Below are 24,695 nucleotides of genomic sequence, written 5' to 3' on the forward strand. Positions count from 1 at the left end.
ATGGTCAGTCCTTCTTCTTGTCGCCGGTGAGGTTGTACTGGTCCTCCGAGGCCGCGCCGAGAACGGTCACGTCATGGATCTTCCAGGTCCCCTTCTCCTTCACAAGGCTGATCTTAAGGTGCGAGTCCTTGACGGAGCGGATCGCTTCGGAGGTGTTCACCTGCTGGTCGACCACGACGATGGCGTGCGCGGTGGCCTCGTCCACGTCGGCCAGGTAGACCTCGCGCACCGTGGCCTGCGAGGTGGCCTTGAGCTTGACGATGACCTGCGCCATCGCCCCGCCGAACGCCGCGTCGTAGGTGGCCAGGAAGTCGCCCGTGGCCTGGGCGGCGAGGGTGGAGCGGGTGCTCTGGAGGTTCTGGTAGTCGTAGCTGAGCAGCGCCTTGCTGAACGCGCTCGCCGCCCCCGACACCTCCAGCCGCAGCGCGCGCTCGGACTCGAGCCTGGCCCGCGCGTCCCCGGCCTGCGAGGCGGAGATCCACTGCAGCACTGCGGTGGCGGCGAGCGCGGCCACCAGCATCGCCGCCAGCGTCCCGAGCACCCGGGCCCGCGTGACGCGCCCGCCGCCCTTGCCGCCGCCCGCCTCCTCGGAGGATGCCTCCGTGGAGGGGGCCTCCTCGGAAGAGGTCTCCTCGGAGGGGACCTCATCGGTGCGGGCGTCCTCGGCGAGGTCCTGCTTGGTGGTCATTTCGACTCCTCACGGCGGCGGGCGGCCCGGCCCGTCGCGATCCAGCCCACGATGCCACCGCCGGCCACCACGGCGAGGAATATCCCGGCAATCAGCGGGGTGGCGTTCGGCGGGGTGCGGGACGCGGGCCCGGCCTCCGCCGCGCCGGTGGGCGACGGGGTGGCCTCGGGGCTCCGCTTCGGGTTTTCGGTCTTCCTCGCCACCGGCCGCGCGGACTCGGCGGGCGAGGTGGTGTCCTGATGAGGGTCCGTACGGCGATCCGCAGGGGAGTCGTCGGAGTCCCCCGGGTCGTCAGTGGCGGGGGAGGGGCAGGAGCGCAGGGCGGGCACCGTCGGAGGCCGGACCGCCCCGGCGTACTCCTCGGCGGGGGTCGGCCCGCCCGGCACGCTGAAGATGAACGCCGCCCTCCCGTAGACGGTGTCGCCGTGCCGGTCACTGATGTCGTCCGCCAGGCTGAGCGCGGTCGGGACGATGCTGAGCAGGTGGTGCACGTTCCGCTCGGTCTCCGGCGAGAACGCCGGCCGGTGCGGCTGCCCCAGCGCCGTCAGCAGGCACGAGAACCCCGGCCTGGACTTCCTGACGGCCGCGTCCAGCCGGGCGAACACCCCCGGCCCACGGTCGAGGAAGGCGTTCAGGTCGGCGCGGGAGGCGCGCAGCGTGCCCGTCACCGTGCTCAGGTCCGCGATCCCGGAGGCCAGCTCGCCCCGCTTGCCGGCCAGCGTGTGGGTGAGCCGGGTGAGCTGCACCGACAGGTCGTCGAGGACGGCGGCGTTGTCGGCCAGCGTGCCGGTCAGGGAGTGGGCGTCGTCGATGATGTTCCTGATCGCCGGGGCCCGCCCGTCCAGCGCGACGGCCAGCTCATGGGTGATCGTCTTCGCGTCACGGGGCGGCACCGCGTTCAGCAGCTTGCCCACGCCCTCGAACAGCTTCTTGTAGTCGAGCGGCACCGACGTCTTGGCCAGCGGGATCGTGTCCCCGGCCGCGAGCGTGGGGCCCGTCACGCCGGTGGCGGGCGGCGAGAGCTCCACGTACGGCTCCCCGATGGCCGACTTGCGCCGCACCTCGGCCGTGGCGCTCCTGGGCAGCCGGATCCCCCTGTCGATGTCGAGACCCACCACGATCTTGCCCGGCGCCAGCCGCACGTCGCCGATCTTGCCGACCCGCACCCCCAGGTACGCCACGTCGAACCCCCGCATGAGCCCCGGCGACGACACGAACTCGGCCGAGACCCGGTAGGGCCGCTCGATGGCGTCGAGCCGGATGATCGTGCTGAACGCCCAGACGGTCATGACCACGCCCAGGACGGCGAAGACGCCCAGGTTCAGATAGATCCGGTTGTTCATCGCGGCGGCTCCAGGAGCAGGCGGAAGTCCTCGATCCGGTTGGGCAGCGGCCCCTGCGACGACTGCCTGGGCAGCAGGACGCCCTTCAGCCACAGGTAGATCAGCACCTGCCCGTTGACCGTGATCGGCGGCGCGTCGATGAACTTCTGCAGCCGCGCCACCAGCGTCTTCAGGTCCTCCTTGCCGCGCTGCATCGCCGACGAGATGGCCTCCAGCTCCAGCAGCAGCGTCCGCAGCCGGGCGGCGTGGCGCGGGTAGACGGTGAGGTTGGCCTCCTTGGCCAGCCGGGTCAGCGCGATGATCGCCTTCTTGACGTGCTTGCGCCCGTGCGCGATCCGCGCGGTGGCCGCGGCCAGCGTGCCCGGCAGCCGGTCCAGCTCGCCGCTGCCCTTGGCGAGGTCGTCGCCCAGCCTGGCCAGCGCGTCGATGCTGGTGCCCAGGTCCCGGCGGGCCGCGGCGTAGGCGTCGGTGACCTCGGCCGTCTGCTCGATCAGCTTGTTGACGTCGTCGCCCTTGCCGGCGAAGGCGGTGGAGGCCGCGTCGAGGATGGCGTTCACGTCCTGCGCGCCGAGCGCCTCGATGAGCGGCCCGGCCTTCGCGGTGACCTGCTCGATGTCCGGCTCGACCGACGTCTCGGCGATGGTGGCGCCGTCGCGCAGGTACGGCCCCGTGGCCAGGTCCCTGCCCGCGGGCGGCGTGAGCAGGACGTAGTTCTCGCCCAGCACCGACGTCTTGGCCACGGTGGCCGTGCTGCCCTCGGGCACCCGGTACTTGGACACGATCGACATCGTCACCTTGGCCCGGTAGCCCTCCAGCCGGATGCCGGTGACCGTGCCCACCCGTACGTCGGAGATCTGCACGCTGTGCCCGGCCACCAGGCTCTGCACGTCGTCGAAGACCGCGTTCAGGGTCAGGTCGCCGGTGGTCGCCCCGAGCGTCTGGAGCGAGCACGACGCCGTGACGGCGAGCGCGAGGATCGCGGCCGGCAGGCGGGCCCTCATCGCCGCCTCCCCTGCTGCTCGTAGGGGCAGTTGCTCAGCCCGGCGGGCAGGCACGGCACCCGCCCCAGGTTCAGCGACTGGAACAGCGGCGTCAGCCACGCCCTGGTCATCGCGTTGAGCACGACGCGGATCTTCAGCACGTGCTGCTTCCTGTCCCACGAGTCGATCACCACGTCGGCGAAGTCGGCCGCGCCCTTGACCGCCTGTGCCACGGACGCGCTGTTGGCCCGCATGGTCAGCACCAGCTCCGCCAGCGTCCCGGCGGCCTGGGGGAGCCGCTCGGAGTACTGCTCGATGATCACGTCGCCGCGCCGGACGAAGTCCGAGATGCCGGTGATGAAGTCGCGCAGCCGCCGCCGCTCCTCCGCCAGGATCGAACTGGCCTCCGCGAACGCGTCGATCGCGCCCGTCACCTGGCTCTCGCGCCGGTTGAGGCCGGTGGCCAGCCGGTTCAGCCCCTTGGCGAGCTCGACGAGCTGCTGGTCCTGCTTGGCCAGGGTGCCGGTGAGCCGGGAGGTGTCGTCGATGGCGTTGTTGATGGTCTTACCGCGCCCCCTGACCCCGTCGGCCAGGTCGCTCGCCACGGAGCCGAGCTTCCTGTCGTCGAGCGCGTCGGTGAGCTTGGTGAACGCGTCGAGCGCGTCGTCGATCTCCACCGGCAGGTCGGTGCGCTCCAGGGGGATGACCGTGCCCGGCGTGACCTTCCGGTCGCCGGGCTTCCACGGGGGATAGAGGACGACGTTCCGCTCGCCGAGCGTGTTCTGCGGCGCGACCACGGCCTTCACCCCGGCCGGGAGCGGCACCTGCCGGTCCACCAGCAGGTCGACTCTCACCTTGTCCCCATCGATCCGGATCTTCTCGACATATCCGGCGTCCAGCCCCATCACCTTGACGCGCGCCTGCTCGTACAGGGAGGGCGCCTTGCGGAAGATCGCCACCAGCCGGTACGGCTCCGGCCCCAGCACGGTGCACCCCGACGTCAGGAACACCCCGGCCACGGCCAGCAGGATCGCCACGGGTCGTCTCATCTGGCGCTCTTCCTGTCATTGCGGATGGCGGCCAGCACCTCGGGGTTGATGGGGCCGAGGCCCGTGGCTATGGCCTCGAGCCACGGGCCTTGACCGCCCATCGTGGACAGGCCGGAGAACGTCGGGCCCGCCCATGCCAGGAGCGAATTGAACTGCTTGTTGCTGCCGCTGAGCCGCGTCGTGATGGCCGCGTTGTCGTCCAGCACCCGGACGAGGGTCTTCTCGTGCTCGTTGATCAGCTTGGTCGTGCTGCGCACCAGGTCGCTGCCGTCGCCCAGCAGCGTGCGCAGCTCCGCGCGCCGCCTGCGCAGCTCGGCCAGCATGACGCCGATGGCGTCGATGAGCCGCGCGAGCTGCCTGTCCTTCTTCTCCAGGACGTTCATGATCCGGGTGCCGTTGTCGATGAGCCGCTGGAGCTGCGGCTCGCTCTTGCTGATCGTGTCCGACAGGTCGCCGATGTTGCGCAGCAGCCGGGTGATGCGGCCGCGCTTGCCGAGGTCGACCTTGTCCAGCTCGGTGAGCAGGTCGTCCACGGCGTCGGTGTCCAGGCGCTCGACCAGCCGGGTCGCGTCCTTGATGGCGTCGTTGATCAGGGTGGGCACGCCGGTCCGCGTCACGGGGATGCGCCGCTGCCCCTCGGGGAGCTGGTCCAGGTACGGGGCCGCGACGGGGCCGGTGAGCTTGACGTACCGGCCGCCGAGCAGGTTCGACAGGGCGATGTCGGCCCGGGTGCCGCGGCCGAGCCGCACGCCGTCGTCCACCTTCCAGGTGACCACCACGTTGCCCTGCGCGTAGTCGGCGCGGACCTCGGTGACCTTGCCGACGCGCACCCCGGCGACCCTGACGTCGTTGCCGGTGCGCAGCCCGCCGGAGTCCACGAACACGCCGGACATGGAGTAGCCGCCCTCCAGCAGCCCCAGGTTGCCGACCAGGAACGTGCCGGCGAGGATCGCGGCGAGCGTGGCCAGCGACACGAGGCCGACGACGATCCGGTTGCGGTCACGGAAGGACTTGAGCGCCATCACCGGCCCACCAGGAGCTTGCGCAGGTCCTTCGTGCTCTGGACCCGGGTGTTGCGCAGCGGCGGCGGCGCCTGCATCCCGTACGGGCAGGGCGCGGCGCTCAGCGCCACGCACGGGACCGCGGTGATGAAGTAGTGGCCGCGGTCCACGGTCTGGTACGCGCGGGCGAACAGCGGCTGGAACGTGCTGACCGTCCTGTCGATCTCGTTCACGTGCCGCCTGATGCCGCCGGTCAGCCCCGACAGGTTGTCGACCAGCCGGCCGAGCTCGTCGGCGTTCCTGCCCAGCACCTCGTTGGAGGTGTGCACGGTCGTCGACAGCTCCACCAGCGACTCGTCGATCAGCTCGCGGTTGTCGGCGAACGCCTCCGACAGCGTGACGAGGTTGTCGACGAGCTGCTCGATCTGCTTGTCACGCCGGGCGACCACGCCGGTGACGGTGGCGTAGTCCTTCAGTAACTGCTCGATGGTCTTCCTGCGCTCGGTGACCGTGGTGGTGATGGCGTTGACGTTGTCGAGCAGCCTCGGGATGTTCCGCTCGTTGCCCTTGAGCGATCTGGCGGCGGCGGTGAGGAGCTGGTTGATCTGGTCGGGGTCGAGGCTGCGGGTGAGCGGGCCGAGGTCGCTGACGAGCTGGCCGATGTCCACGACGGAGGAGGTACGGGTGATGCGCGCTCCCGGCGTCAGCTTCCCGGCCGCGGTGCCGGGCAGCAGGTAGACCACGCGCTGGCCGACGGCGTTGCGCCAGCGGATGGCGGCCTCGGTGTCGGCGGGCACGGTGATCCCCTGCTGCACCTCCATGGTCACCTCGGCCCGCCCGTCCACCACCTTGATCGTGTCCACCTGGCCCACGGGCGCTCCGGCGATCTTCACCTCGTCGCCCTCGTTCAGCCCCGACACGTCGTCGAACACGGCGACCAGCGGGTAGCCGGCGCCCGTGCTCACCCGGGCGATCTGCACGCCGATCACCGCGATCAGCGTCACGCACACGCCGACGAAGACCGCGAACCGCGCGAACGTCCAGGCCCGGCGCATGTCAGCGCCTCCCGTCGGTCGGGCCGCAAATGCCGACGATCAGCTCGCAGACGTCGGTCGCCACGAACGCCTCGACCTGGAGCTGGCGGGTGTTGCCAGGCCCGGGCGCCTCGATCAGCTCGTTGAGCAGGTCGACCAGCCGGTTCAGTCCGCGTACGCCATCGCCGGCCAGGCCGAGCTGGGCGTAGATGAGCGCGGCCACCCGCTCGGCGGAGTGCACGCCGGCCCGCAGGTCCTGGCGGTGCTTGGCCAGCCCGTGCGCCGCCAGGCCGGAGACGGAGGTCACCTCGTCCAGCAGGGCGCGCACCTTGTCCGCCCGCGCGAGCAGGCCGGGGGTGATGACGTTGACGTCGGAGGAGATCGAGACGAGATCGTCGCCCTTGTCCTGCAGCGCCGTGCCCAGCAGGGCGGCGTCGTGCAGGAACTGCCGGGCCCGGCCGCGCTGGCGGTGCGCGACGCCGACGAGCGTGCCGGCGTCGCCGATCAGCTCGCGCAGGTTCTCGCCCTCGCCGTCCAGGCCCTGGGCCAGGGTGTGCACGATGACGGTGACCTCGCGCGGGTCCACGGCGTCCAGGCCGCGGTAGGCGGCGCCGAGCGTGTCGGACAGGTCGAGCGGACCCTCGGTGTCGGTGATGACGGCGCCGGCGGCCAGGTAGGGGCCGGTGGTCTCGCCGGAGCCGGGCTTGAGGTCGAGGAACTTGGGGCCGAACACCGAGGCCGGCTCGACGGAGGCGACCGTGGAGCGCGGCACCTTGACGCCGGGGTCCAGGTGCATGGTCACCACGGCCCGGCCTCTGGCGTCCAGCGACACGCCCGTCACCTTGCCGACCGTGATGCCGCGGATCTTGACGGGGGAGCCGGCGTCCAGGCCCTGCCCGGCCCTGGCGAACACGGCGTCGATCCTCGTCCCGCTCAGCTCGGTGGCGGTGCGGACGACGTACAGGGTGGCCGCGGCGAGCACGACGAGCACGGCGAACGCGATGCCCACCCGGGCGGCGAGGGAGAGTTGGAATCGGCCCACCGGCTCACCCCGTCAGCGGTATGTTGCCGCCGCCGCCCCAGAACAGGTACGACAGCAGCAGGTTGAGCAGCACGATCGTGACGATCGACTGGCGGATGGCGCGGCCCGCCGCCACGCCCACGCCCACCGGGCCGCCGGTGGCGTGGAAGCCGTGGTAGCAGTGGATCACGATGACCGCGAAGGCGAACACGCCGACCTTGGTGACGCTGAACGCGATGTCCCGGACCGGCAGATACAGGTAGAAGTAGTAGTCGTAGACCCCCGGCGCCAGGCCGAACAGCACCGTGCACATCAGCCGGGTGGCGAAGAAGCTGGCGAAGAGGGCGATCAGGTAGATCGGCACCAGCGCCAGCAGCGCCGCCACGACCCTCGTGCAGATCAGGTACGTGAAGGCGTTGATGCCCATGACCTCCAGCGCGTCGATCTCCTCCGAGATCCGCATCGCGCCCAGCTCCGCCGTGAACGACGAGCCCACCTGCGCCGCCAGCGCCGTCGCGGCGATGATCGGGGTGATCTCGCGGACGTTCGCGAAGCTGCCCACCAGGCCCATGAACGACTCCGCGCCGATCGCCTGCAGCCCCTGGTAGCCCTGCAGGCCCACGGTCGCGCCCACGACGAACGCCATCGTGAACACCACGAAGATCATGCCGCCGCCGATGACGGTCGCCCCGACGCCCACCACGACGTCGCTGACCTGCCTGATGACGACCTTGAAGAACTTGAGCCGCAGGACGACGTCGCGTACGGAGTAGAACAGCACCTTCCACACGAACAGCGGCCAGTCGGCCAGCGTCGCGAACCGCTCGGCGACGTCCCGGCCCCGCAGGGCGAGCCGCAGACCGGCCGTGCGCGTCACCATCATCACAGCGACCTCGGCGGGTAGGCCAGGAAGTAGACGGCCGAGATCACGTAGTTGAACGCGAACACCAGCATGAACGTCACCACGGTCGCCTGGTTGACCGCCCGCCCCACGCCGACGGGGCTGGAGGCGCACGTCATGCCCTTGTAGCAGGCGACCGCCGCCGCGATGAACCCGAAGATCCACGCCTTGAACAGCGTCACGTACAGGTCGGAGGCGACGACCAGGGAGAACGCGCCGTCGAAGTACGCGCCAGGGGTGACGCCCTGCACGACGACGTTGAAGAAGTAGCCGCCGCTCGCGCCGGCCAGGATGACCAGCGGGCACAGGCAGACCGCGACCGTGCTGGCCGCCCACATGCGCGGCGTGACCAGGCGGTGGATCGGGTTGACCGACATGACCTCCATCGCGCTCAGCTCGTCGCGGATGTGGCGCGCGCCGATGTCGGAGGTCATCGCGCTGCCGCCGGCCCCGGCGATCAGCAGCGCGCTGGCCAGCGGCGCCACCTCGCGGATGAGCCCGACGAAGACCGCGCTGCCGGTCGCGGAGCTGGCGCCGAGCTGCCTGGCCAGCTCGCCCACCTGGAGTGCCACGGTGGCGCCCAGCGGCAGGGCGACCAGCAGGACCGGGACGCTGGTGACCCGGGCCAGGAACCAGCACTGTTCGACGAACTCCCACCACCAGCGCCGGATGTCCCAGGTCCTGCGCAACCCCTCCAGGACGATGACGAACAGCTCACCGATCTGGCCGAGTGCCGACCCGGCCCGGCGTCCGATGTACCCGGAGAGGGTCATCGGCGACCTCGGGTTACCGCCATGACCACCTCCGCCGCCTACGGATGAGTGGCAACCCTACTGACGGGTTGTCTAGTAGTCGATGCTTTCGTGGGAATTTGCGCGAAAGGTATGAGACGCAGGTCACATGTTGTCAGCCAGGCACGAAAAGTGACCGCGCCGTTACAACCCGGCTCCCCTTGACGTCCGCCCCGTGGGGTTGTTTGCCTGTACGCAAGGCCTGGAAGACTGAGGTGCAAGAGGTGATGCACGTGCTCATCGGGACGATTCTCCGCGCCAAGGGAAGTGATGTGGCCACCGTGCCGCCCGGGGCGACGGTGCGCGAGCTGCTTGCCACGCTCGCCGAACGCAACATCGGTGCCGTGGTGGTCTCCACCGACGGCCTCACCATCGAGGGCATCGTGTCCGAGCGCGACGTCGTGCGCCGCCTGCACGACCGCGGCCCGGCGATCCTCGACGGCCCGGTTTCCGCGATCATGACCACCCAGGTGCGCACGGTGGGGCCCGGCGAGAACGTCGACTCGCTGCGGCAGATCATGACCATGCAGCGGTTCCGGCACATGCCGGTGGTCGAGAGCGGCCGGCTCGTGGGCATCGTGAGCATCGGCGACGTGGTCAAGAGCGCGATCGAGGAGCTGGAGACGGAGAAGGCGTCGCTCGTCGACTATCTCCACCGTTGATAGGGATGGCACCCTTGGTCCGTGATGTACGGGCCTCCTGAATATCCGCCTGAGTATCCGCGGGCGACAAGCAGTCCGACGATCATCGTGCTCGTGGCCGGACTCGCCGCCCTGCTCGGGTTCCTGCTGGGGGTCTTCGTGGGGTACGGCTCGGCCGAGCCGTCCGAGAAACCCGCCCCCCGGGTCACGGTCACGGTCGAGGGCACGCAGCCGCCGGAGTCCGAGCCCACGGGCTCCGACCCGTCATCACCGGTCCAGCCCACCCAGCCCACACAGCCCACGCAGCCCACGCAGCCCACGCAGCCCACACAGCCCACGCAACCCCAGGGAACGCCGCCGGGCGCGACCCAGCCGGGGTCCACTCCGCCGGGCGCCGGTCAGCCGACCGGGGGGACCGGGAGCAATCCTGCCTTGAGCTCCCTGTCCATGCGGACGCTCGTCGTGGGCACGGACATCCAGCCGGGCACCTACCGCACGACGGGCCCGACCACGGGAATCCCCATGTGCTACTGGGCCAGGCTGCGCAGCGCCACGGGGGACGAGATCACCAGCGGCATGCCGGCGGGTCCGGCCAGCGTCACCATCCTGGCCACGGACAAGGCGTTCAGGACCGCCGGATGCGCGGAGTGGACCAGGGCATGATGCTTTTGTGCGTCAAACTCTGGACAATAGAGCAGGAATGCGCAATTCTGTGCGGCAAGCAAGAAGGGAGGCACGCCTGGAGCGTGCTGGCGTGACGTCCTACGGTTATGGGCCACGCCACTCCGGTGTCCCTGGCCAGGACGCGACTCGGAGAGTGCGGAACAGCGCGCAGCGCCACTGATCCGCACCCGATCCGTTCGCGAGGAGTCCTGTTGCGTCGTCTCCCTGCTCTGATCTCCGCGGCCGCCCTGGCCGCCACCGCCCTCGTCACCGCCCCCGCCGCCGGAGCCGCCGCCGATGCCGCAGCGGCCACCGAGGCCAGGGCGTTGCCCGCCCCCGTCGCCTGCAACGGCTGCTGGAAGCCCGCTCTGAACACGTCCTGGCAGTGGCAGCTCTCCTCCCTGCCGGCCAAGCCGTACCCGAACGTGCAGATGTTCGACATCGACGGCTTCGCCGCCAAGGACGGCGCGATCGTCAAGTCGCTCAAGGCCGACAAGCCGGGCCGCGGCGTCGTCTGCTACATCAGCGCGGGCACGTTCGAGGACTGGCGCCCGGACGCGAGCCAGTTCCCCGCCGAGGTGCTCGGCAAGCCGCTGGAGGACTGGCCGGGTGAGCGCTGGCTCGACATCCGCACGTACACCGGCAAGCTCGGCCAGATCATGAAGGCCCGGCTCGACATGTGCAAGGCCGCCGGGTTCGACGCCGTGGAGCCCGACAACGTCGACGGCTACAGCAACGCCAGCGGCTTCCCGCTCAAGGCCGCCGACCAGCTCGCCTACAACAGCTGGTTCGCCAACGAGGCTCACAAGAGGGGCCTGTCGGTCGCGCTCAAGAACGACATCGAGCAGATCCCGGCGCTGCTGCCGTACTTCGACTTCGCGGTGAACGAGGAGTGCTGGGAGCACTCCGAGTGCACCACCGCGCAGAACGACGACTACGGCTACGACCAGTTCGTCAAGGCGGGCAAGGCCGTGTTCAACGTCGAGTACAACCTGGCCACCTCGGCCTTCTGCGCCAAGTCCAACGCTCAGAACTTCAACTCCCTGAAGAAGAAGTACGAGCTCGACGCCTACCGCGTGCCCTGCCGTGGCGCGTGACTTCGACCTGCTGGTCGTCGGTGACGCCAACCCCGACGTGGTGCTCTCCGGGGCGCCGCGCGGGTTGGCGTACGGCCAGCGTGAACAGCTCGTCTCCGGCGGCGACCTGGTGCTCGGCGGGTCCGGCGCGATCACCGCGTGCGGGGCGGCCCGGCTGGGCGTGCGGACCGCGTTCGCCGGGCGCGTGGGCGACGACGCGGCCGGGCGCTTCGTGCTGGGCGCCCTGGCCGAGCGGGGCGTGGACGTCTCCCGCTGCGTGATCGACTCCCGGCCCACGGCCATGACCGTGGTGCTGGCCGACGGTTCGGACCGGGCCATCCTCACCTCGCCGGGCTGCCTGCCGTACCTGACCGTGGAGGACCTGCCGCGCGGCCTGGCCCGCCACGTCCACGTGTCGTCCTATTTCCTGCAGCCGGGGCTCGCGCCCGGCCTGCCGGGCTTCCTGGCGGAGGAGCGGCGCGCGGGCGCGACCACCTCCCTGGACACCAACGACGACCCCGCCGGGGAGTGGGAGGGGCTCGGGGAGGTGCTGGCCGAGGTGGACGTGTTCCTCCCGAACGCCGCCGAGGCCCGGGCCGTCGCGGCCCGGCTCTTCGGCGCCGGCCCCGAAGGCATCGAGGCCGCGGCCGCCCGGATCGGCGGGCTCGGCCCCACCGTGGTCGTCAAGGACGGCGGCGACGGCGCGCTGGCGTGGCAGGCGGGCGAGCTGACCCGGGCCCCCGCCGTCCCCGTCGAGCCGGTGGACACCGTCGGCGCCGGCGACAGCTTCAACGCCGGCCTCCTCGCCGCGCGGCTGCGCGGGATGAGCCTGCGCGAATGCCTGCGCGTGGCCGTCACCTGCGGATCCCTCTCGACCCAGGCCGCCGGCGGCACCGCCGCCCAGCCCACCTGGAAGGAAGTATGAAGATCGTCTTTCTCGGCGCGGGAAGCGTCGAGTTCACCCAAGGGCTGCTGGCGGACCTGGTTGCCTTCCCCGATCTGGGGGAGTTCGAGGTGGCGCTGCACGACATCCACCCCGAGCGGCTGGACACCGCCGAGGCCGCCGCCCGCGTCATCGCGGCCGGGCGGCCCGTCAGGATCTCCGCCCACCTCGACCTGCGCCGGGCCCTCGAAGGGGCCGACTTCGCGATCAACATGATCCAGGTCGGCATGATCGACGCCACCCGCGTCGACTTCGAGGTGCCCGCCCGGTACGGGCTGCGCCAGACGATCGCCGACACCATCGGCGTGGGCGGCATCTTCCGCGCCCTGCGCACCTTCCCGGCGCTCGACCGGATCGGGCGGGCCATGGCCGAGGTGTGCCCGGACGCGTGGCTGCTCAACTACACCAACCCGATGGCCATGAACGTCTGGTACCTGGCCGCCGCCACCCCCGTGCGCAACGTCGTCGGGCTCTGCCACTCCATCTACTGGACCGCCCATGACCTGTCCGAGCTGGTCGGGGTGCCGCTGGAGGAGGTGTCGTACCTCGCGGCGGGCGTCAACCACCAGTCGTGGATGCTCCGCTTCGAGTCCGGCGGCCAGGACCTCTACCCGCGCCTGGACGAGGCCATCGAGCGCGACCCCGGCCTGCTGCGCCGGGTGCGCGTGGACATGTACCGCAGGCTCGGCTACTACCCGACCGAGACGAGCGAGCACTCGGCCGAGTACGTGCCCTGGTACCTGCACGACGAGCGCGAGATCGAGCGCCTGCGGATCCCCGTGGGCGCGTACATCGGCATCAGCGAGGAGAACGTCCGCCAGTACGAGGCCACCCGCGACGCGCTGAAAGCGGGCCGGCCGATCACCGTGGAGGGGACCATGGAATACGCCCCGCAGATCATCCACAGCGTCACCACCGGCACGAGCCGGGTCGTCTACGGGAACGTCCAGAACAGGGGCCTGGTCGCAAATTTGCCGGACGGCTGCGTGGTGGAGGTGCCGTGCGTGGCCGACGCGCTCGGCGTCCGCCCGATGGCCGTCGGCGACCTGCCCGCGCAGTGCGTCGCGCTCAACCGCTCCTACGTCAACGTCAACGAGCTGACCGTGCGCGCCGTCACCGAGGGGCGGCCCGAGCACGTCCGGCACGCCATGATGGCCGACCCGAACACCGCCGCCACCCTCACCGTCGAGCAGATCGACGAGCTGTGCGGCGCGCTGATCGAGGCCCACGGCGAGCTGATGCCCGAGTCCCTCAGGAGCCGGTCATGAAGGGCCCCACGGCGGGCATGGCGGCGCTCGCCCTGGCCGCCGGGCTGCTGACGGCCTGCGGCTCCTCCTCCGACGACGCCTCGGGCCCGGTCGAGATCACCTGGTGGCACGGCCAGACGGAGCTGCAGGCGAAGGTCATCGAGGAGCTGGCCGCCGAGTACTCCAAGGCCCACCCGGACGTGAAGATCACGCCCGCCGTCGGGTCCACGAACGTGGACGACATGCTGCAGAAGGTCCAGGCGGTGCTGGCCGGCGGCAAGGCGCCCGACATCGCGTACATGTACGGCACGTGGATGCCGAACCTGGCGCGCAACCCCAAGGTGTACGACCTGGCCGCCACCGTGAAGGCCCCCGGGTTCGGGTGGGACGACTTCTGGCCGTCGGAGCGGGCCGTGTCGGAGGTGAACGGCAAGGTCGTCGGCGTCCCCGCGCTGGTCGACAACCTGGCCGTCATCTACAACAAGAAGCTGTTCGACGCGGCGGGGCTGCCGTACCCGTCCAAGGACTGGACCTGGGACGACTTCCGGGCCGCGGCGAAGAAGCTGACCGGCGGCGGCGTGTACGGCACCGCGTACCCCGTGACCGGTCTCGAGGACACCGTGTGGCGGTTCTGGCCGATGATCTGGCAGCAGGGCGGCTCGATCCTGACGCCGGACGGCAAGAAGTCGGCGTTCAACACGCCGCAGGCGGCGCAGGCGCTCGACCTGTGGACCGCCATGGCCCAGCAGGATAAGTCCGTATATCTCGATCAAAACGGGGAGAAGTTCGTGCCGCTGTTCCAGAGCGGCAAGATCGGGATGATCGCGGCGGCGCCGTACGCGCTGCTGGACATCATCGACCACAAGATCTCCTACGGCGTGCAGGTGCTGCCCGGCTACAACGGCAACCACGAGACGGTCGCCGGGCCGGACAACTGGGTCGTGTTCGACAACGGCTCGCGCCGGGCCAAGGCCGCCGCCGAGTTCCTCACCTGGCTCACCCGGCCGGAGCAGGACGCCCGGTGGTCGCTCGGCCTGGGCAACCTGCCGCTGCGCAAGGCCACGACCGCGCTGCCGGCGTACCAGAAGTTCGTCAAGGACTTCCCCGGCATCGACGTCTTCACCGCGAACCTCGAGAACGCCAAGCAGGCCAGGCCGCCCCTGCCGGCGTACCCGGAGTTCTCCGAGAAGGTCGGCAACGCGATCGCCCAGTCGCTGGTCGGCGGCACGCCCGCGCAGCAGTCCCTCACCAAGGCCGCGACCGAGGCCGACGCGGTGCTGGGGCGCTCGCGATGACAGCCCCGACGATGAGCGGGGCGGCGCGGGTGAGCGCGCCGCCCGCGCGGCGGAGCCGGTTGGTGCCCCAGCTGACCGGGTGGGGCTTCGTGTTCCCCGCGACGCTCGTGATCGTCGGGCTCAGCCTGTTCCCCGCGGTGTGGGCGCTGCTGCTCTCGCTGCGGGACGGCGACCTGCTCACCGGCGGCGACTTCGTCGGGCTGGCGAACTACCGCGACATGCTCGGCGACGCCGAGCTGGCCGCGTCGGCCGGGCACACGCTGCTCTACACCGTGCTCTTCGTGCCCGGCTCGGTGGTGCTCGGCCTGGCGCTCGCGCTGGCGCTCAACCTCAAGATCCGCCTCATCGGGTTCTACCGCACGTGCTTCTTCGTCCCGTACGTCGTCTCCGCCGCCGCCACGGGCATCCTGTCGAACTTCGTCTTCGACCCCGACTTCGGCATCGTCAACGCCGGGCTGAAGGCGCTCGGCCTGCCCGCGATGGGGTTCCTGCAGGACCCCGACCAGGCGATGCTCACCCTGGTCGCGATCTCGCTCTGGGGCGGCGTGGGCATGCCCGCCGTGGTCTACCTGGCCGCCCTGCAGGACATCCCGCGCGAGCTGATCGAGGCGGCCCGGGTGGACGGCGGCGCCGGGCGGCACGTCCTGCGCCACGTCGTGCTGCCGCAGCTGCGGCCGGCCACGGTCTTCCTGCTGATCTGGCAGACGATCACCGCGCTGCAGCTGTTCGACCTCGTCTACACCACCACCAAGGGCCAGCCGCTCGACTCCACGACGACCATCGTGTTCTACCTCTACCGGCAGGCGTTCCAGCTCTTCCACTCCGGCTACGGCACGGCCATCGCCTATGTCCTGTTCATCGTGACGCTCGCCGTGTCGGGCGCGGTCCTGTGGAGGGGTGCGAAGTGACGCGCCGCAGCCTCGCCCATCTCTTCCTGATGCCGCTCGCGCTGCTGTTCGTGGCGCCGCTGGTGTGGATGGCGCTGACCGCGTTCATGCCGGACGCCGACATCAACACCTACCCGCCCAAGCTCTGGCCCGAGCACTTCACGCTGGACGGGTTCAGGCGCATCTTCACCGAGGACGACTATCCGCTCTGGCTGGCCAACACGATGATCGTGGCCGGGGCGGCGGTGCTCGGGCACGTGGTGCTCTGCTCGCTGGCCGGGTACGGCTTCGCCCGGATCGAGTTCCGCGGCCGCGGGGTCGCCTTCGCGGCGGTCATGGCCACCATCATGGTGCCGACCCAGGTGCTGATGATCCCGACGTTCCTGCTCTTCAAGAACATGGGCCTGATCGACACTCTGGGCGCGGCCATCGTGCCGTGGCTGGCGTCGGCGTTCGGGGTGTTCCTCATGCGGCAGTTCTTCCTGTCGCTGCCCAAGGAGCTGGAGGAGGCCGCCGTCATCGACGGCTGCTCCCCGCTCGGCGTGTTCTTCCGCGTGGTGCTGCCGCTGGCCCGGCCCGCGCTGGCCACGCTGGTGGTGTTCACGCTGCTCGGCGCCTGGAACGACCTGATCTGGCCGCTCATCGCGATCTCCTCGGAGTCGGGCTACACGCTGCAGCTCGGCCTGGCCACCTTCGCCGGCGCCCGGCACACCGAGTGGTCGGCGCTGATGGCCGGCAACGTGGTCGCGGTGCTGCCGCTCGTGCTGGCGTTCATCCTGGCGCAGCGGCACTTCGTGGCCACGATGAGCTTCAGCGGACTCAAGGGCTGAGGTTGTTGGCAGTGGTGGGGTGTGCGTAGGAGGATGCGCACAGCCCACCGCACAGCCCACTGCACAGCCCACCGGGAGGATGACATGTCGGTGTTGCAGAGCTTCGTTGACAGCGTGCGCAGCGGGGCCATCGAGGTGATCGACCTCACGGCGCCCCTCTCGTCCGAGACGCCGATCCTCCAGTTGCCCGAGCCGTTCGGCAACACGATCCCGTTCCGCCTGGAGGAGATCAGCCGCTACGACGACCGCGGCCCCGCCTGGTACTGGAACGACATCCACACCGGGGAGCACACCGGCACCCACTTCGACGCCCCCGTCCACTGGGTCACCGCCCGCGACGGCCAGGACGTCTCCCAGGTGCCCGTGCGCAGCCTCATCGCGCCCGCCGTCGTGCTCGACTTCGCCGCCGAGGCGTCCAAGGACGCCGACTTCCTCCTCCAGATCGACCACGTCAAGGAGTGGGAACGCGCCAACGGCCCGCTGCCCGACGGCGGCTGGCTGCTCTACCGCACCGGCTGGGACACCCGCTCCGGCGACCAGGCGGCCTTCCTCAACGCCGACGCCTCCGGCCCCCACACGCCCGGCATCTCGGTGGAGTGCGCCAAATGGCTGGCCTCCGAGACCCCGATCGCCGGGATCGGCGTCGAGACCGTCGGCACCGACGCGGGCGCCGCCCACTCCTTCGACCCGGCCTTCCCGTGCCACTCCTTCCTGCTGGGGGCGGGCAAGTACGGCCTGACCCAGCTGCGCAACCTCGACCGGCTGCCCGTGACCGGCGCCGTCGTGGTCGCGCCGCCGCTGCCCATCGTGGGCGGCTCCGGCAGCCCCGTGCGCGTGCTGGCCCTGGTCGAACGTTGATCGTCGCGCAGGCCGTGGGCCGGGCCCTGGCCGCCTGCGGCGTCGGGACCGCCTTCGGGGTGGTCGGCAGCGGCAACTTCCACGTGACCAACGCCCTGGTGGCGGGCGGCGTGCGCTTCGTCGCCGCCCGCCACGAGGGCGGGGCCGCCACCATGGCCGACGCGTACGCGCGGATGAGCGGCCGGGTCGGCGTGGTGTCGGTGCACCAGGGGCCGGGGCTCACCAACGCCCTGACCGGCCTGACCGAGGCGGCCAAGAGCCGTACGCCGCTCATCGTGCTGGCGGGGGAGGCCACGGAGGTCCGGTCCAACTTCCACATCGACCAGGCCGCGCTCGCGACGGCGGTCGGGGCGGTGGCGATGCGGGTCGGCTCGCCGGAGGAGGCGGTGTCGCGGGCGGCCGAGGCGTACCGGGTGGCGGTGGAGGAGCGGCGCACGGTCCTGCTGAACCTGCCGCTCGACGTCCAGGCCGCCCCTTTCGAGGGCTCTATCGACGTATCGGTGGCCGCGGCGGGCTCTTCGGCGACCCCTCCGGCAGGTCCCTCGGTGGGTCCTTCGGTGGCGGAGCCGGCGGAGGTGGGGGAGCTGGCGCGGTTGCTCGGCGCGGCCGAGCGGCCGGTGTTCATCGCGGGGCGCGGCGCCCGGCACGCGCGGCGGGAGCTGGAGGAGCTGGCCGGGCGCGCGGGCGCCCTGCTGGCCACCTCGGCGGTCGCGAAGGGGCTCTTCCGCGGCAGCCCGTGGGACCTCGACGTGAGCGGCGGCTTCGCGACGCCGCTGGCCGCCGAGCTGATCCGCGGCGCCGACCTGGTCGTGGCGTGGGGATGCGCGCTGAACATGTGGACCACCCGCCACGGCACGCTCGTTTCGCCGGGTGCGAAGGTCGTGAAGGTCGATCTCGACCCGGCGGCGTTCACGGCCCACGTGCCCGCCGATCTGGGCGTGGCGGGTGACGTGGCGCGCGTCGCGGAGGCGCTGGCCGCTCGGGTCGCGCCCCGCCCGGGCTACCGGTCGCCGGAGGTCGCCGCCCGCGTGCGGGCCGAGGGGCGCTGGCGGGACGTGCCGTACGAGGACGAGAGCGGTGGCGGCCGGATCGATCCCCGGACGCTAAGCATCGGGCTGGACGACCTCCTGCCGCGGGAGCGGATCGTCGCCATCGATTCCGGAAATTTCATGGGATATCCGTCGATGTTCGTGGATGTCCCGGATGAGGGTGGGTTCTGCTTCACGCAGGCGTTCCAGTCGATCGGGCTGGGCCTGGCGACGGCGATCGGCGCGGCGATCGCCCGGCCGGACCGGCTGCCGGTGGCGGCGCTCGGCGACGGCGGCGCTTTCATGGGCATCGCGGAGCTGGAGACCGTCGTCCGGCTCGGCCTGCCCATGGTGATCGTGGTGTACGACGACGAGGCGTACGGGGCTGAGGTCCATCATTTCGGGCCGCACGGACACCCGCTCGGGACGGTCACGTTCCCGCCGGCCGACCTCGCCGCCATCGCCCGGGGCCACGGCTGCGCCGCCGTGACGGTCGGCGGGCCCGGCGACCTGGCGGGCGTGGCCGAATGGGTGGACGGGCCCCGCGACCGGCCGCTCCTGGTGCACGCCAAGGTCACGGCCGAGCACGGCTCCTGGTGGTTGGAAGAGGCCTTCAAGGGGCACTGAGCTCGCGGTGGGCGCGGGCGTCCGCCCAGCTCACAGCTCGCGGTGGATGCGGGCGCCCGCCGAGCTCACAGCTTGCGGTAGGTGCGTGCCTCCTCGGCCGCCTCCAGCACGTCGGCCAGCGGCACGCCCGCGCCCGCCGCCACCGCCGCGGCGATCGCGCCCTCCACGAACGGCACGTCCGCCACCACCACCCGGCCGTCCTCCTCCAGCAGGCGGGCGGTCAGCACCGAGCTGCCCAGGTCGGGGATGAGCACCACCCCGTCGCCCTGGTCCACGCTGCGCAGCGCCGCCTCGATGAGGTCCAGGCTCGTGCCCAGCCCGCCGTCCTCGGTGCCCCCGGCGGCCGCCACGAGCGCGTCGGCACCGGCGATCCCGCGCGCCAGCGCCGCCGCCTCCGCGGCCAGCCCGGCGCTGTGCGAGACGAGCACCAGCCCCACCATCACCCGGCTCCGCGAGGAATCACGCGATCACCGGAGCCGCCCATCACGCCACCACCGACGTCAGCAAAGCCCGTCACGCCACCGCCGACGTCAGCAAAGCCCGTCACGCCACCGCCGACGCCAGGACGGCCCATCACGCCACCACCGACGCCAGCGCCGCCATGAACAGGGCCGCCGACGCCGCCCCCGGATCCTCGTGTCCGATGCTGCGCTCGCCCAGGTAGCTGGCCCGCCCCTTGCGGGCCTGCATCGGGATCGTGGCCTTCGCCCCCTCCTCGGCCGCTCCGGCCGCCCGTTCGAGCGCCTCCTTCACCCCGATCCCGTCACGTACGGCCAGCGCGAGCGCCCGGGAGGCCGGAACCAGCGCGTCCACCATGGTCTTGTCGCCCAGCGCGGCCTTGCCCAGCCGTTCGAGCGCCACCACCCCGGCCTCGAACGCCGCCGAGAACCCGGCCAGCGTCACCGGCGACTCCAGCGACTTGCCCATCTGCCGGAACACCGACCCGTACAGCGGCCCGGAGGCGCCCCCGACGCGGCGGATCAGCGTCGCGCCCGCCGCGGCCAGCACCTCGCCGGGAGTCCCCGGCGGCGACTCGGCCAGCGTCTTGCGGACCTCGGTGAGGCCGCGGTCGAGGTTGGTGCCGTGGTCGGCGTCGCCGATCGCCGCGTCCAGCCGGGTCAGCCGGTCGCGGTCATCGTGGACCAGCCTGGCCGCCTCCTCGAACCAGGCCACGAACACGTCGGTGTCCATCAGCGCCCCCAGCGCAGCCCCGGCGTCTCGACCGGCGCGTCCCACAGGCGGGTGAGCACGTCGTCGAGCAGGCAGATCGACACGGAGAAGCCCTGCATGTCGAGGCTGGTCACGTAGTTGCCGACGAGCGAGCGCGACACCCGGGCGCCCTTGCCCCGGACGAAGGCCGCGACCTCCGCGAACACCACGTACAGCTCCATGAGCGGGGTGCCGCCCATGCCGTTGACCATGACGAGCAGGTCGCCGCGGAGCGGCAGGTCGCCGTGGATGGCCTCCATCGCGATCGCGGCCAGCTCGCGCGCCGACACCATCGGCACCCGGGCCCGTCCCGGCTCGCCGTGGATGCCGATGCCCAGCTCCACGTCCGTCTCCGGCAGGTCGAACGTCGGCTTGCCCGCGTGCGGCGTCGTACAGGACGTCAGGGCGATGCCGAACGACCTGCTGCGCTCGTCCACCTCGCCCGCCACCGCGGCGAGCTGCGCCAGCGGCGCGCCCTGCTCGGCCAGCGCGCCCGCCAGCTTCTCCACGAACACCGTGGCCCCGGTGCCGCGCCGGCCCGCCGTGTAGAGGGAGTCCTGTACGGCCACGTCGTCGTCGACCAGCACGCTGGCCACCTCGACGTCCTCGATCAGCTCGGCGGCCATCTCGAAGTTGAGCACGTCGCCGGTGTAGTTCTTGACGATGTGCAGGACCCCGGCGCCGCCGTCGACCGCCCTGGTCGCGTCGATGACCTGGTCGGGGACCGGGGAGGTGAAGACCTCGCCGGGGCAGGCCGCGTCGAGCATGCCGTACCCGACGAAACCGGCGTGCAGCGGCTCATGCCCCGAGCCGCCGCCCGAGACCAGGCCGACCTTGCCCGGCCGCGGCCCCTCGGCCCGGTAGACCACGCGGTCGCGCACCCGCAGCGAGGGGTGGGCCGCGGCCATGCCGTTCAGCGCGTCATCGACGACGGAGTCGGCCGTGTTGATGAGCTTCTTCATGGTGAGAAGATCTGCCCATTTTCACGAGGGCGCAAGCGTCGCACGGCGACGTGCGCGGGACGGTCCGGCTCCCGACTACCGTGCCACCCGCCTGAGTAGGCTACCTTCTGCTCATGGCTGAGATCGTGTACCCGCCGGTGATCGCCGCCGCGCGGGCCCTGTTTCGCGTGCTCGACGTTCGGTTCCACATGGAGGGTACGGAGCACGTGCCGAAGACCGGGGGAGCGGTGCTGGTGAGCAACCACATCAGTTACCTTGACTTCATCTTCGCGGGGTTCGCCGCGCTGCCCTCGCGGCGGCTGGTGCGCTTCATGGCCAAGCAGGACGTCTTCGAGCACCGGATCTCGGGCCCGCTGATGCGCGGCATGCACCACATCCCGGTGGACCGGGGGGCGGGCGCGGGCTCGTACGCCACGGCCCTGCGCATGCTGAAGGCCGGCGAGGTCGTCGGGGTCTTCGCGGAGGCGACGATCAGCCGGTCGTTCACCGTCAAGGAGATCAAGAACGGCGCCATCCGGATGGCCCAGGCCACCAACACGCCCATCATCCCCGTCGCGCTGTGGGGCAGCCAGCGCTTCTGGACCAAGGGCCGGCCCCGCAAGCTCACGCAACGGCACATCCCGCTGACCATCGTGGTGGGCGAGCCGATGCACCCCAAGCGCGGCGAGAACGTCAACGACCACACCGCCGACCTGCACAAGCGGCTGTCGGAGCTGGTGGACCAGGCGCAGCGCACGTACCCGGAGGTGCCGCCGGGGGTGTGGTGGCAGCCCGCCCACCTGGGCGGCACGGCCCCGACGCCGGAGGAGGCGGAGGCCATGGACGCCGCCGAGGCCGAGGCCCGCGCCAAGAAGGAGTAGCCCCGCCCCCAGGCGGGCCCGCCGCGCCGCGCCGCGCGGATCAGCCAGGGATCGGAAGCGTGCGGTCGGGGCGATCCGCCCGGTACGCCTCGCCGTCCGGATAGACGCACCACGTATCGCCCCGCCGCAGCAGAACCGGGCTCGTCCACGACTCGGCCGGCGCCGGGAGCAGCAGGTGCCGGAGGCGTTCCGCCGCGTCCCAGATCAGCAGCCCGCGAATGTTGCCGAGGAGATCCATCCTGACCGGGTCGTACAGAGGCTGGCTCCACAGCCCAGGAGGGGACCCGGTGGGCACGCATGGCCGAGGTCCGCGCGGGCGCCGGGCCTGTCTCGGAGCAGCCGGCGCCTGGGCGGCCGCCGTGGCCGTGGCCGCGTATGCGACCTGGGACGCCTGGCAGGTCGAGTACGGGTCTTCCTACGCCTTCTTCGGCTGCATAGGGTCCTTCGGCGAAACCGGCTTCGGCCTCACCGCAGTGGCGTCGGCCCTGCTGGGGGATGCCTATGAGGTCACGCAACTGGCCGTCCTGTGGGGCGTGCCCTCGATTCTGGTCCTCGCGGGGTCGCTGATGTCGGCCGTCACGGGGAACGGGGCCGTCGTCGGCCGCCGAGTGGCCGGCCTGCTCGTCCTCCTCGCGATCGCCGGACCGGTCAGCCCTTCGTACATGCGGGAGGACGGGTGCTCGGTGATGCCCGTGCTCAGTGGCGAGTGGTTCCGGACCGTGCTGAGCGCCTACGGGCCCGCGCAGTCCGCCCTGCTGGGCTCGGCGCTGCTGGTGCTGCTGGCCACCCGTACGGCGCAGGACACCTGGCCGAGTGGGTCCACCGGCCGCCGGGCGGCGGCGTTCGCCATCGACTACGCGATCATCGCCTTCCTTCTGGACCTCTTCGCGGTGCGGCTCAGCGGCGTGCAGTACGGCCTCCTGAACTGGTTCAGGGTCAACGAGCCGGCATCGCTGCTCGGCGCCGTGGCCGCGTTCCAGTACTCCCTGACGGGGCTGACGGCCGGCAAGCGGCTCATGCGTCTCCGCGTCGTCTCCGCCGGGACCGGTCATCGGCCGGGCCGGTCCCGGGCCGCGATCCGCGCGCTCGTCTTCCCCGCCCTCGTCTGCGTGCCGGAGTTCGGGCTGGTCGTGCTCCTGGTGGACGGGTTGTGGGCGACGGCCGACCCGGCGGCCCGCACTCTGCACGACCGTCTCGCCGGCACCCGGGTCGTACGCGACCTGCTGTAAGCGGGTGCCGCTCTGCCGTAGTGGCCGGCCTCGCCCGAGCGTGCGCTCTACATGGGGCGGCCGGTGTCGCCCAGGGAGACGAGGAGTTTGCGGAGGAGGCCGGCCAGCGCGTCGCGGTCGGCGGGGGAGAGGCCGCGCAGGAGGTGGGCCTCGTTGGCCGCGTGACGTTCCAGGATGTCGTTGGCGACCCGCCGCCCCTCGTCCGTCAGCGCCACGAGCGTCATCCGCCGGTTGCCCGGCGCCGGCCAGCGGTCGACCAGCCCACGCTCGACCAGATGGTCCATGCGGTTGGTGAGCGCGCCAGGGCTGACCATGGCCGCCGCCGACAGGTCCTTCATGCACATGGTGTCGGCTTCGTTCCTGAGCAGCGTGGCCAGCATGTCGAACTCCCACGCCTCAAGCCCGTGCTCGGCGAAAAACTCCTTGACCCCCCGCTCCAGGAGCCGCGAGGCTCGTGACACCCGGCCGATCACGCCCATCGGGGACACGTCCACGTCAGGCCGGGTGCGGGCCCACTGGCCGAGGATCGCGTCGACTGCATCTGCCATGGCGGCAATCGTACGACATTGAAATGTTCGACGTCGTGGGTTATCGTCCTACGTGGAAATGTTCAATGTCGAAATTTTTGAGGTGGGACGATGAAGGTGCTGGTGCTGGGCGCGACGGGGTACATCGGGAGTGTCCTGGTGGAGCGGCTGGTCGCGCGGGGGCATGAGGTGGCGGCGTACGTACGGCCCGCGGCGGAGGGAGAGCGGCGGGTGCCGGGCGTGGCCGACGTGCGCTACGGGGATCTGGCGGACGCCGCCGCGCTGGACAGGGCAATCGGCGCGGACCTCGACGCGATCGTGCACGCCGGCCAGCTGACCGGCGACCAGGAGACCGACCTGGCCACGATGGGCGTGCTCGCCGGATCGTCGAAGAAGGTCGTCTATGTCAGCGGCGTCTGGGTGCTCGGCGAGACCGACGGGGCCGACGAGGACAGCCCGGCCGACCCGATCCCCCTGGTGGCGTACCGGGACGAGGTGGAGCGGCTGGTGATCCACGGCGGCGGGTCCGTGGTGCGTCCCGGCGTCGTCCACGGGCGCGGCGCGGGCATCGCGGCGCTGCTGAAGGCCCGGGCCGCGCGGCGCGGGACCGGCGAGTACGTCACCGCGGGCGGCACGCCGCCGACGTGGACCTTCGTGCACGTGGACGATGTGGCCGAGCTGATCGTGGCTGTCCTGGAGAAGGGTGAGGCGGCCGTCTACCACGCCATCAGCGAGGAGGCGGTGCCCGTCACCGCCGTGGCCGAGGCGGCGGCCAGGTCGGCGGGCGTCAAGGAGGTGGCCGAGCCCTGGCCGCTCGAGGAGGCCGCGCAGGAGCTCGGGGAGGGCTTCGCCCACGCCCTGGCGATCAGCCAGCGCGTCAGCGCGACGCGTACCCGCGAAGCGCTCGGGTGGCGGCCCTCCCGTCCCGGCATCGTCGCCGATCTCGTCGAGGGTTCCTACGCCTGACGAGCCCTCCTGTGACGGCAGTGGGGCGGTCGTGACGGC

The 24,695-nt window shown here is 71.4% G+C and carries 27 protein-coding genes; 13 read left to right on the forward strand and 14 right to left on the reverse strand.

The window, feature by feature from the left end; genetic code table 11:
• Positions 1 to 4: 4 nt before the first annotated feature.
• The 9 genes from H4W80_RS55370 to H4W80_RS55410 are packed head-to-tail and all read right to left on the reverse strand — an operon-like array spanning position 5 to position 8,790.
• A complete protein-coding gene (locus H4W80_RS55370) occupies positions 5 to 688 on the reverse strand; it encodes a hypothetical protein (protein ID WP_192792377.1) in 684 nt (227 codons plus the stop codon).
• Positions 685 to 2,031, reverse strand: a complete 1,347-nt coding sequence (locus H4W80_RS55375) for an MlaD family protein (protein ID WP_192792378.1) — start codon at positions 2,029 to 2,031, stop codon at positions 685 to 687. Before H4W80_RS55375 ends, H4W80_RS55370 begins: the two co-directional genes overlap by 4 nt.
• Positions 2,028 to 3,032 (reverse strand): MCE family protein, encoded by a 1,005-nt coding sequence (locus H4W80_RS55380; RefSeq protein ID WP_192792379.1) that lies wholly within the window; start codon positions 3,030 to 3,032, stop codon positions 2,028 to 2,030. The genes H4W80_RS55375 and H4W80_RS55380 overlap by 4 nt, the downstream gene beginning before the upstream one ends.
• Positions 3,029 to 4,060, reverse strand: coding sequence for an MCE family protein (locus H4W80_RS55385; protein WP_192792380.1), 1,032 nt, complete (start codon positions 4,058 to 4,060; stop codon positions 3,029 to 3,031). Before H4W80_RS55385 ends, H4W80_RS55380 begins: the two co-directional genes overlap by 4 nt.
• Complete coding sequence (locus tag H4W80_RS55390) at positions 4,057 to 5,082, reverse strand: MlaD family protein (protein ID WP_192792381.1); 1,026 nt, start codon at positions 5,080 to 5,082, stop codon at positions 4,057 to 4,059. The genes H4W80_RS55385 and H4W80_RS55390 overlap by 4 nt, the downstream gene beginning before the upstream one ends.
• Complete coding sequence (locus H4W80_RS55395; protein ID WP_192792382.1) at positions 5,082 to 6,116, reverse strand: MCE family protein; 1,035 nt, start codon at positions 6,114 to 6,116, stop codon at positions 5,082 to 5,084. The genes H4W80_RS55390 and H4W80_RS55395 overlap by 1 nt, the downstream gene beginning before the upstream one ends.
• 1 nt (position 6,117) lies before the next feature.
• The gene (locus H4W80_RS55400) at positions 6,118 to 7,137 is read right to left on the reverse strand and encodes an MCE family protein (protein WP_192792383.1); all 1,020 of its coding nucleotides are present in this window, start codon (positions 7,135 to 7,137) and stop codon (positions 6,118 to 6,120) included.
• Positions 7,138 to 7,141: 4 nt separating this feature from the next.
• On the reverse strand, positions 7,142 to 7,999 hold the full coding sequence (locus H4W80_RS55405) for an ABC transporter permease (protein WP_318787532.1): 858 nt from the start codon (positions 7,997 to 7,999) through the stop codon (positions 7,142 to 7,144).
• Positions 7,999 to 8,790 (reverse strand): MlaE family ABC transporter permease, encoded by a 792-nt coding sequence (locus H4W80_RS55410; RefSeq protein WP_192792384.1) that lies wholly within the window; start codon positions 8,788 to 8,790, stop codon positions 7,999 to 8,001. The genes H4W80_RS55405 and H4W80_RS55410 overlap by 1 nt, the downstream gene beginning before the upstream one ends.
• Before the next feature lie 251 nt (positions 8,791 to 9,041).
• Here H4W80_RS55410 and H4W80_RS55415 point away from each other — a divergent pair, with 251 nt between their 5' ends.
• From H4W80_RS55415 to H4W80_RS55460, 10 genes are all read left to right on the forward strand, one after another.
• The gene (locus H4W80_RS55415; protein ID WP_192794339.1) at positions 9,042 to 9,470 is read left to right on the forward strand and encodes a CBS domain-containing protein; all 429 of its coding nucleotides are present in this window, start codon (positions 9,042 to 9,044) and stop codon (positions 9,468 to 9,470) included.
• 93 nt (positions 9,471 to 9,563) lie between these two features.
• Complete coding sequence (locus tag H4W80_RS55420) at positions 9,564 to 10,112, forward strand: hypothetical protein (RefSeq protein WP_192792385.1); 549 nt, start codon at positions 9,564 to 9,566, stop codon at positions 10,110 to 10,112.
• Positions 10,113 to 10,324: 212 nt separating this feature from the next.
• Positions 10,325 to 11,209, forward strand: a complete 885-nt coding sequence (locus tag H4W80_RS55425) for an endo alpha-1,4 polygalactosaminidase (protein ID WP_225964215.1) — start codon at positions 10,325 to 10,327, stop codon at positions 11,207 to 11,209.
• Positions 11,199 to 12,113, forward strand: coding sequence for a carbohydrate kinase family protein (locus H4W80_RS55430; RefSeq protein ID WP_192792387.1), 915 nt, complete (start codon positions 11,199 to 11,201; stop codon positions 12,111 to 12,113). The genes H4W80_RS55425 and H4W80_RS55430 overlap by 11 nt, the downstream gene beginning before the upstream one ends.
• Entirely contained in the window at positions 12,110 to 13,399 is a 1,290-nt protein-coding gene (melA, locus tag H4W80_RS55435) for an alpha-glucosidase/alpha-galactosidase (RefSeq protein ID WP_192792388.1), read from the forward strand. Before H4W80_RS55430 ends, melA begins: the two co-directional genes overlap by 4 nt.
• Positions 13,396 to 14,673 carry an ABC transporter substrate-binding protein gene (locus H4W80_RS55440; RefSeq protein WP_225964216.1) on the forward strand — a complete coding sequence of 426 codons (1,278 nt, stop codon included), beginning with the start codon at positions 13,396 to 13,398 and terminating at the stop codon, positions 14,671 to 14,673. Before melA ends, H4W80_RS55440 begins: the two co-directional genes overlap by 4 nt.
• Complete coding sequence (locus H4W80_RS55445; RefSeq protein ID WP_225964217.1) at positions 14,670 to 15,581, forward strand: carbohydrate ABC transporter permease; 912 nt, start codon at positions 14,670 to 14,672, stop codon at positions 15,579 to 15,581. Before H4W80_RS55440 ends, H4W80_RS55445 begins: the two co-directional genes overlap by 4 nt.
• A complete protein-coding gene (locus tag H4W80_RS55450; RefSeq protein ID WP_318787533.1) occupies positions 15,578 to 16,390 on the forward strand; it encodes a carbohydrate ABC transporter permease in 813 nt (270 codons plus the stop codon). The genes H4W80_RS55445 and H4W80_RS55450 overlap by 4 nt, the downstream gene beginning before the upstream one ends.
• Positions 16,391 to 16,474: 84 nt before the next feature.
• Positions 16,475 to 17,248 (forward strand): cyclase family protein, encoded by a 774-nt coding sequence (locus H4W80_RS55455; protein WP_192792389.1) that lies wholly within the window; start codon positions 16,475 to 16,477, stop codon positions 17,246 to 17,248.
• Complete coding sequence (locus H4W80_RS55460; RefSeq protein ID WP_192792390.1) at positions 17,245 to 18,903, forward strand: thiamine pyrophosphate-binding protein; 1,659 nt, start codon at positions 17,245 to 17,247, stop codon at positions 18,901 to 18,903. The genes H4W80_RS55455 and H4W80_RS55460 overlap by 4 nt, the downstream gene beginning before the upstream one ends.
• Before the next feature lie 65 nt (positions 18,904 to 18,968).
• On the opposite strand, the gene H4W80_RS55465 is transcribed toward H4W80_RS55460, so the two are convergent.
• The 3 genes from H4W80_RS55465 to dhaK form a co-directional block, all read right to left on the reverse strand.
• Positions 18,969 to 19,343, reverse strand: coding sequence for a PTS-dependent dihydroxyacetone kinase phosphotransferase subunit DhaM (locus tag H4W80_RS55465; RefSeq protein WP_192792391.1), 375 nt, complete (start codon positions 19,341 to 19,343; stop codon positions 18,969 to 18,971).
• 133 nt (positions 19,344 to 19,476) lie between these two features.
• Positions 19,477 to 20,094, reverse strand: coding sequence for a dihydroxyacetone kinase subunit DhaL (gene dhaL, locus H4W80_RS55470; RefSeq protein WP_192792392.1), 618 nt, complete (start codon positions 20,092 to 20,094; stop codon positions 19,477 to 19,479).
• Positions 20,094 to 21,074 (reverse strand): dihydroxyacetone kinase subunit DhaK, encoded by a 981-nt coding sequence (gene dhaK, locus H4W80_RS55475; RefSeq protein ID WP_192792393.1) that lies wholly within the window; start codon positions 21,072 to 21,074, stop codon positions 20,094 to 20,096. Before dhaK ends, dhaL begins: the two co-directional genes overlap by 1 nt.
• Before the next feature lie 113 nt (positions 21,075 to 21,187).
• Between dhaK and H4W80_RS55480 the strand changes: the two genes are divergently transcribed.
• The gene (locus H4W80_RS55480; protein WP_192792394.1) at positions 21,188 to 21,934 is read left to right on the forward strand and encodes a lysophospholipid acyltransferase family protein; all 747 of its coding nucleotides are present in this window, start codon (positions 21,188 to 21,190) and stop codon (positions 21,932 to 21,934) included.
• A 40-nt stretch (positions 21,935 to 21,974) separates the two neighbouring features.
• Here H4W80_RS55480 and H4W80_RS55485 read toward each other — a convergent pair whose 3' ends face one another.
• On the reverse strand, positions 21,975 to 22,172 hold the full coding sequence (locus H4W80_RS55485; protein ID WP_192792395.1) for a hypothetical protein: 198 nt from the start codon (positions 22,170 to 22,172) through the stop codon (positions 21,975 to 21,977).
• Positions 22,173 to 22,221: 49 nt separating this feature from the next.
• On the opposite strand from H4W80_RS55485, the gene H4W80_RS64190 reads away from it, so the two are divergent.
• Positions 22,222 to 23,163, forward strand: a complete 942-nt coding sequence (locus tag H4W80_RS64190) for an RDD family protein (protein WP_318787534.1) — start codon at positions 22,222 to 22,224, stop codon at positions 23,161 to 23,163.
• Positions 23,164 to 23,210: 47 nt separating this feature from the next.
• On the opposite strand, the gene H4W80_RS55495 is transcribed toward H4W80_RS64190, so the two are convergent.
• Complete coding sequence (locus H4W80_RS55495) at positions 23,211 to 23,711, reverse strand: MarR family winged helix-turn-helix transcriptional regulator (protein WP_192792396.1); 501 nt, start codon at positions 23,709 to 23,711, stop codon at positions 23,211 to 23,213.
• Positions 23,712 to 23,801: 90 nt separating this feature from the next.
• Here H4W80_RS55495 and H4W80_RS55500 point away from each other — a divergent pair, with 90 nt between their 5' ends.
• Positions 23,802 to 24,656 (forward strand): NAD-dependent epimerase/dehydratase family protein, encoded by an 855-nt coding sequence (locus tag H4W80_RS55500; RefSeq protein ID WP_192792397.1) that lies wholly within the window; start codon positions 23,802 to 23,804, stop codon positions 24,654 to 24,656.
• The last annotated feature ends 39 nt before the right edge of the window (positions 24,657 to 24,695 follow it).

This window comes from Nonomuraea angiospora (assembly GCF_014873145.1).
In the GTDB taxonomy this organism is placed as follows: Bacteria; Actinomycetota; Actinomycetes; order Streptosporangiales; family Streptosporangiaceae; genus Nonomuraea; species Nonomuraea angiospora.

Excerpts from the sequence above, each read along its gene's own strand:
- dhaL (WP_192792392.1), bottom strand. The coding sequence starts at position 20,094 with ATGGACACCGACGTGTTCGTGGCCTGGTTCGAGGAGGCGGCCAGGCTG.
- H4W80_RS55380 (WP_192792379.1), bottom strand. The coding sequence starts at position 3,032 with ATGAGGGCCCGCCTGCCGGCCGCGATCCTCGCGCTCGCCGTCACGGCG.
- H4W80_RS55455 (WP_192792389.1), top strand. The coding sequence starts at position 16,475 with ATGTCGGTGTTGCAGAGCTTCGTTGACAGCGTGCGCAGCGGGGCCATC.
- H4W80_RS55410 (WP_192792384.1), bottom strand. The coding sequence starts at position 8,790 with ATGACCCTCTCCGGGTACATCGGACGCCGGGCCGGGTCGGCACTCGGC.
- H4W80_RS55395 (WP_192792382.1), bottom strand. The coding sequence starts at position 6,116 with ATGCGCCGGGCCTGGACGTTCGCGCGGTTCGCGGTCTTCGTCGGCGTG.
- dhaK (WP_192792393.1), bottom strand. The coding sequence starts at position 21,074 with ATGAAGAAGCTCATCAACACGGCCGACTCCGTCGTCGATGACGCGCTG.
- H4W80_RS55390 (WP_192792381.1), bottom strand. The coding sequence starts at position 5,082 with ATGGCGCTCAAGTCCTTCCGTGACCGCAACCGGATCGTCGTCGGCCTC.
- H4W80_RS55440 (WP_225964216.1), top strand. The coding sequence starts at position 13,396 with ATGAAGGGCCCCACGGCGGGCATGGCGGCGCTCGCCCTGGCCGCCGGG.
- H4W80_RS55465 (WP_192792391.1), bottom strand. The coding sequence starts at position 19,343 with ATGGTGGGGCTGGTGCTCGTCTCGCACAGCGCCGGGCTGGCCGCGGAG.
- H4W80_RS55370 (WP_192792377.1), bottom strand. The coding sequence starts at position 688 with ATGACCACCAAGCAGGACCTCGCCGAGGACGCCCGCACCGATGAGGTC.
- H4W80_RS55480 (WP_192792394.1), top strand. The coding sequence starts at position 21,188 with ATGGCTGAGATCGTGTACCCGCCGGTGATCGCCGCCGCGCGGGCCCTG.
- H4W80_RS55385 (WP_192792380.1), bottom strand. The coding sequence starts at position 4,060 with ATGAGACGACCCGTGGCGATCCTGCTGGCCGTGGCCGGGGTGTTCCTG.
- melA (WP_192792388.1), top strand. The coding sequence starts at position 12,110 with ATGAAGATCGTCTTTCTCGGCGCGGGAAGCGTCGAGTTCACCCAAGGG.
- H4W80_RS55445 (WP_225964217.1), top strand. The coding sequence starts at position 14,670 with ATGACAGCCCCGACGATGAGCGGGGCGGCGCGGGTGAGCGCGCCGCCC.
- H4W80_RS55485 (WP_192792395.1), bottom strand. The coding sequence starts at position 22,172 with ATGGATCTCCTCGGCAACATTCGCGGGCTGCTGATCTGGGACGCGGCG.
- H4W80_RS55495 (WP_192792396.1), bottom strand. The coding sequence starts at position 23,711 with ATGGCAGATGCAGTCGACGCGATCCTCGGCCAGTGGGCCCGCACCCGG.
- H4W80_RS55500 (WP_192792397.1), top strand. The coding sequence starts at position 23,802 with ATGAAGGTGCTGGTGCTGGGCGCGACGGGGTACATCGGGAGTGTCCTG.
- H4W80_RS55405 (WP_318787532.1), bottom strand. The coding sequence starts at position 7,999 with ATGATGGTGACGCGCACGGCCGGTCTGCGGCTCGCCCTGCGGGGCCGG.
- H4W80_RS55375 (WP_192792378.1), bottom strand. The coding sequence starts at position 2,031 with ATGAACAACCGGATCTATCTGAACCTGGGCGTCTTCGCCGTCCTGGGC.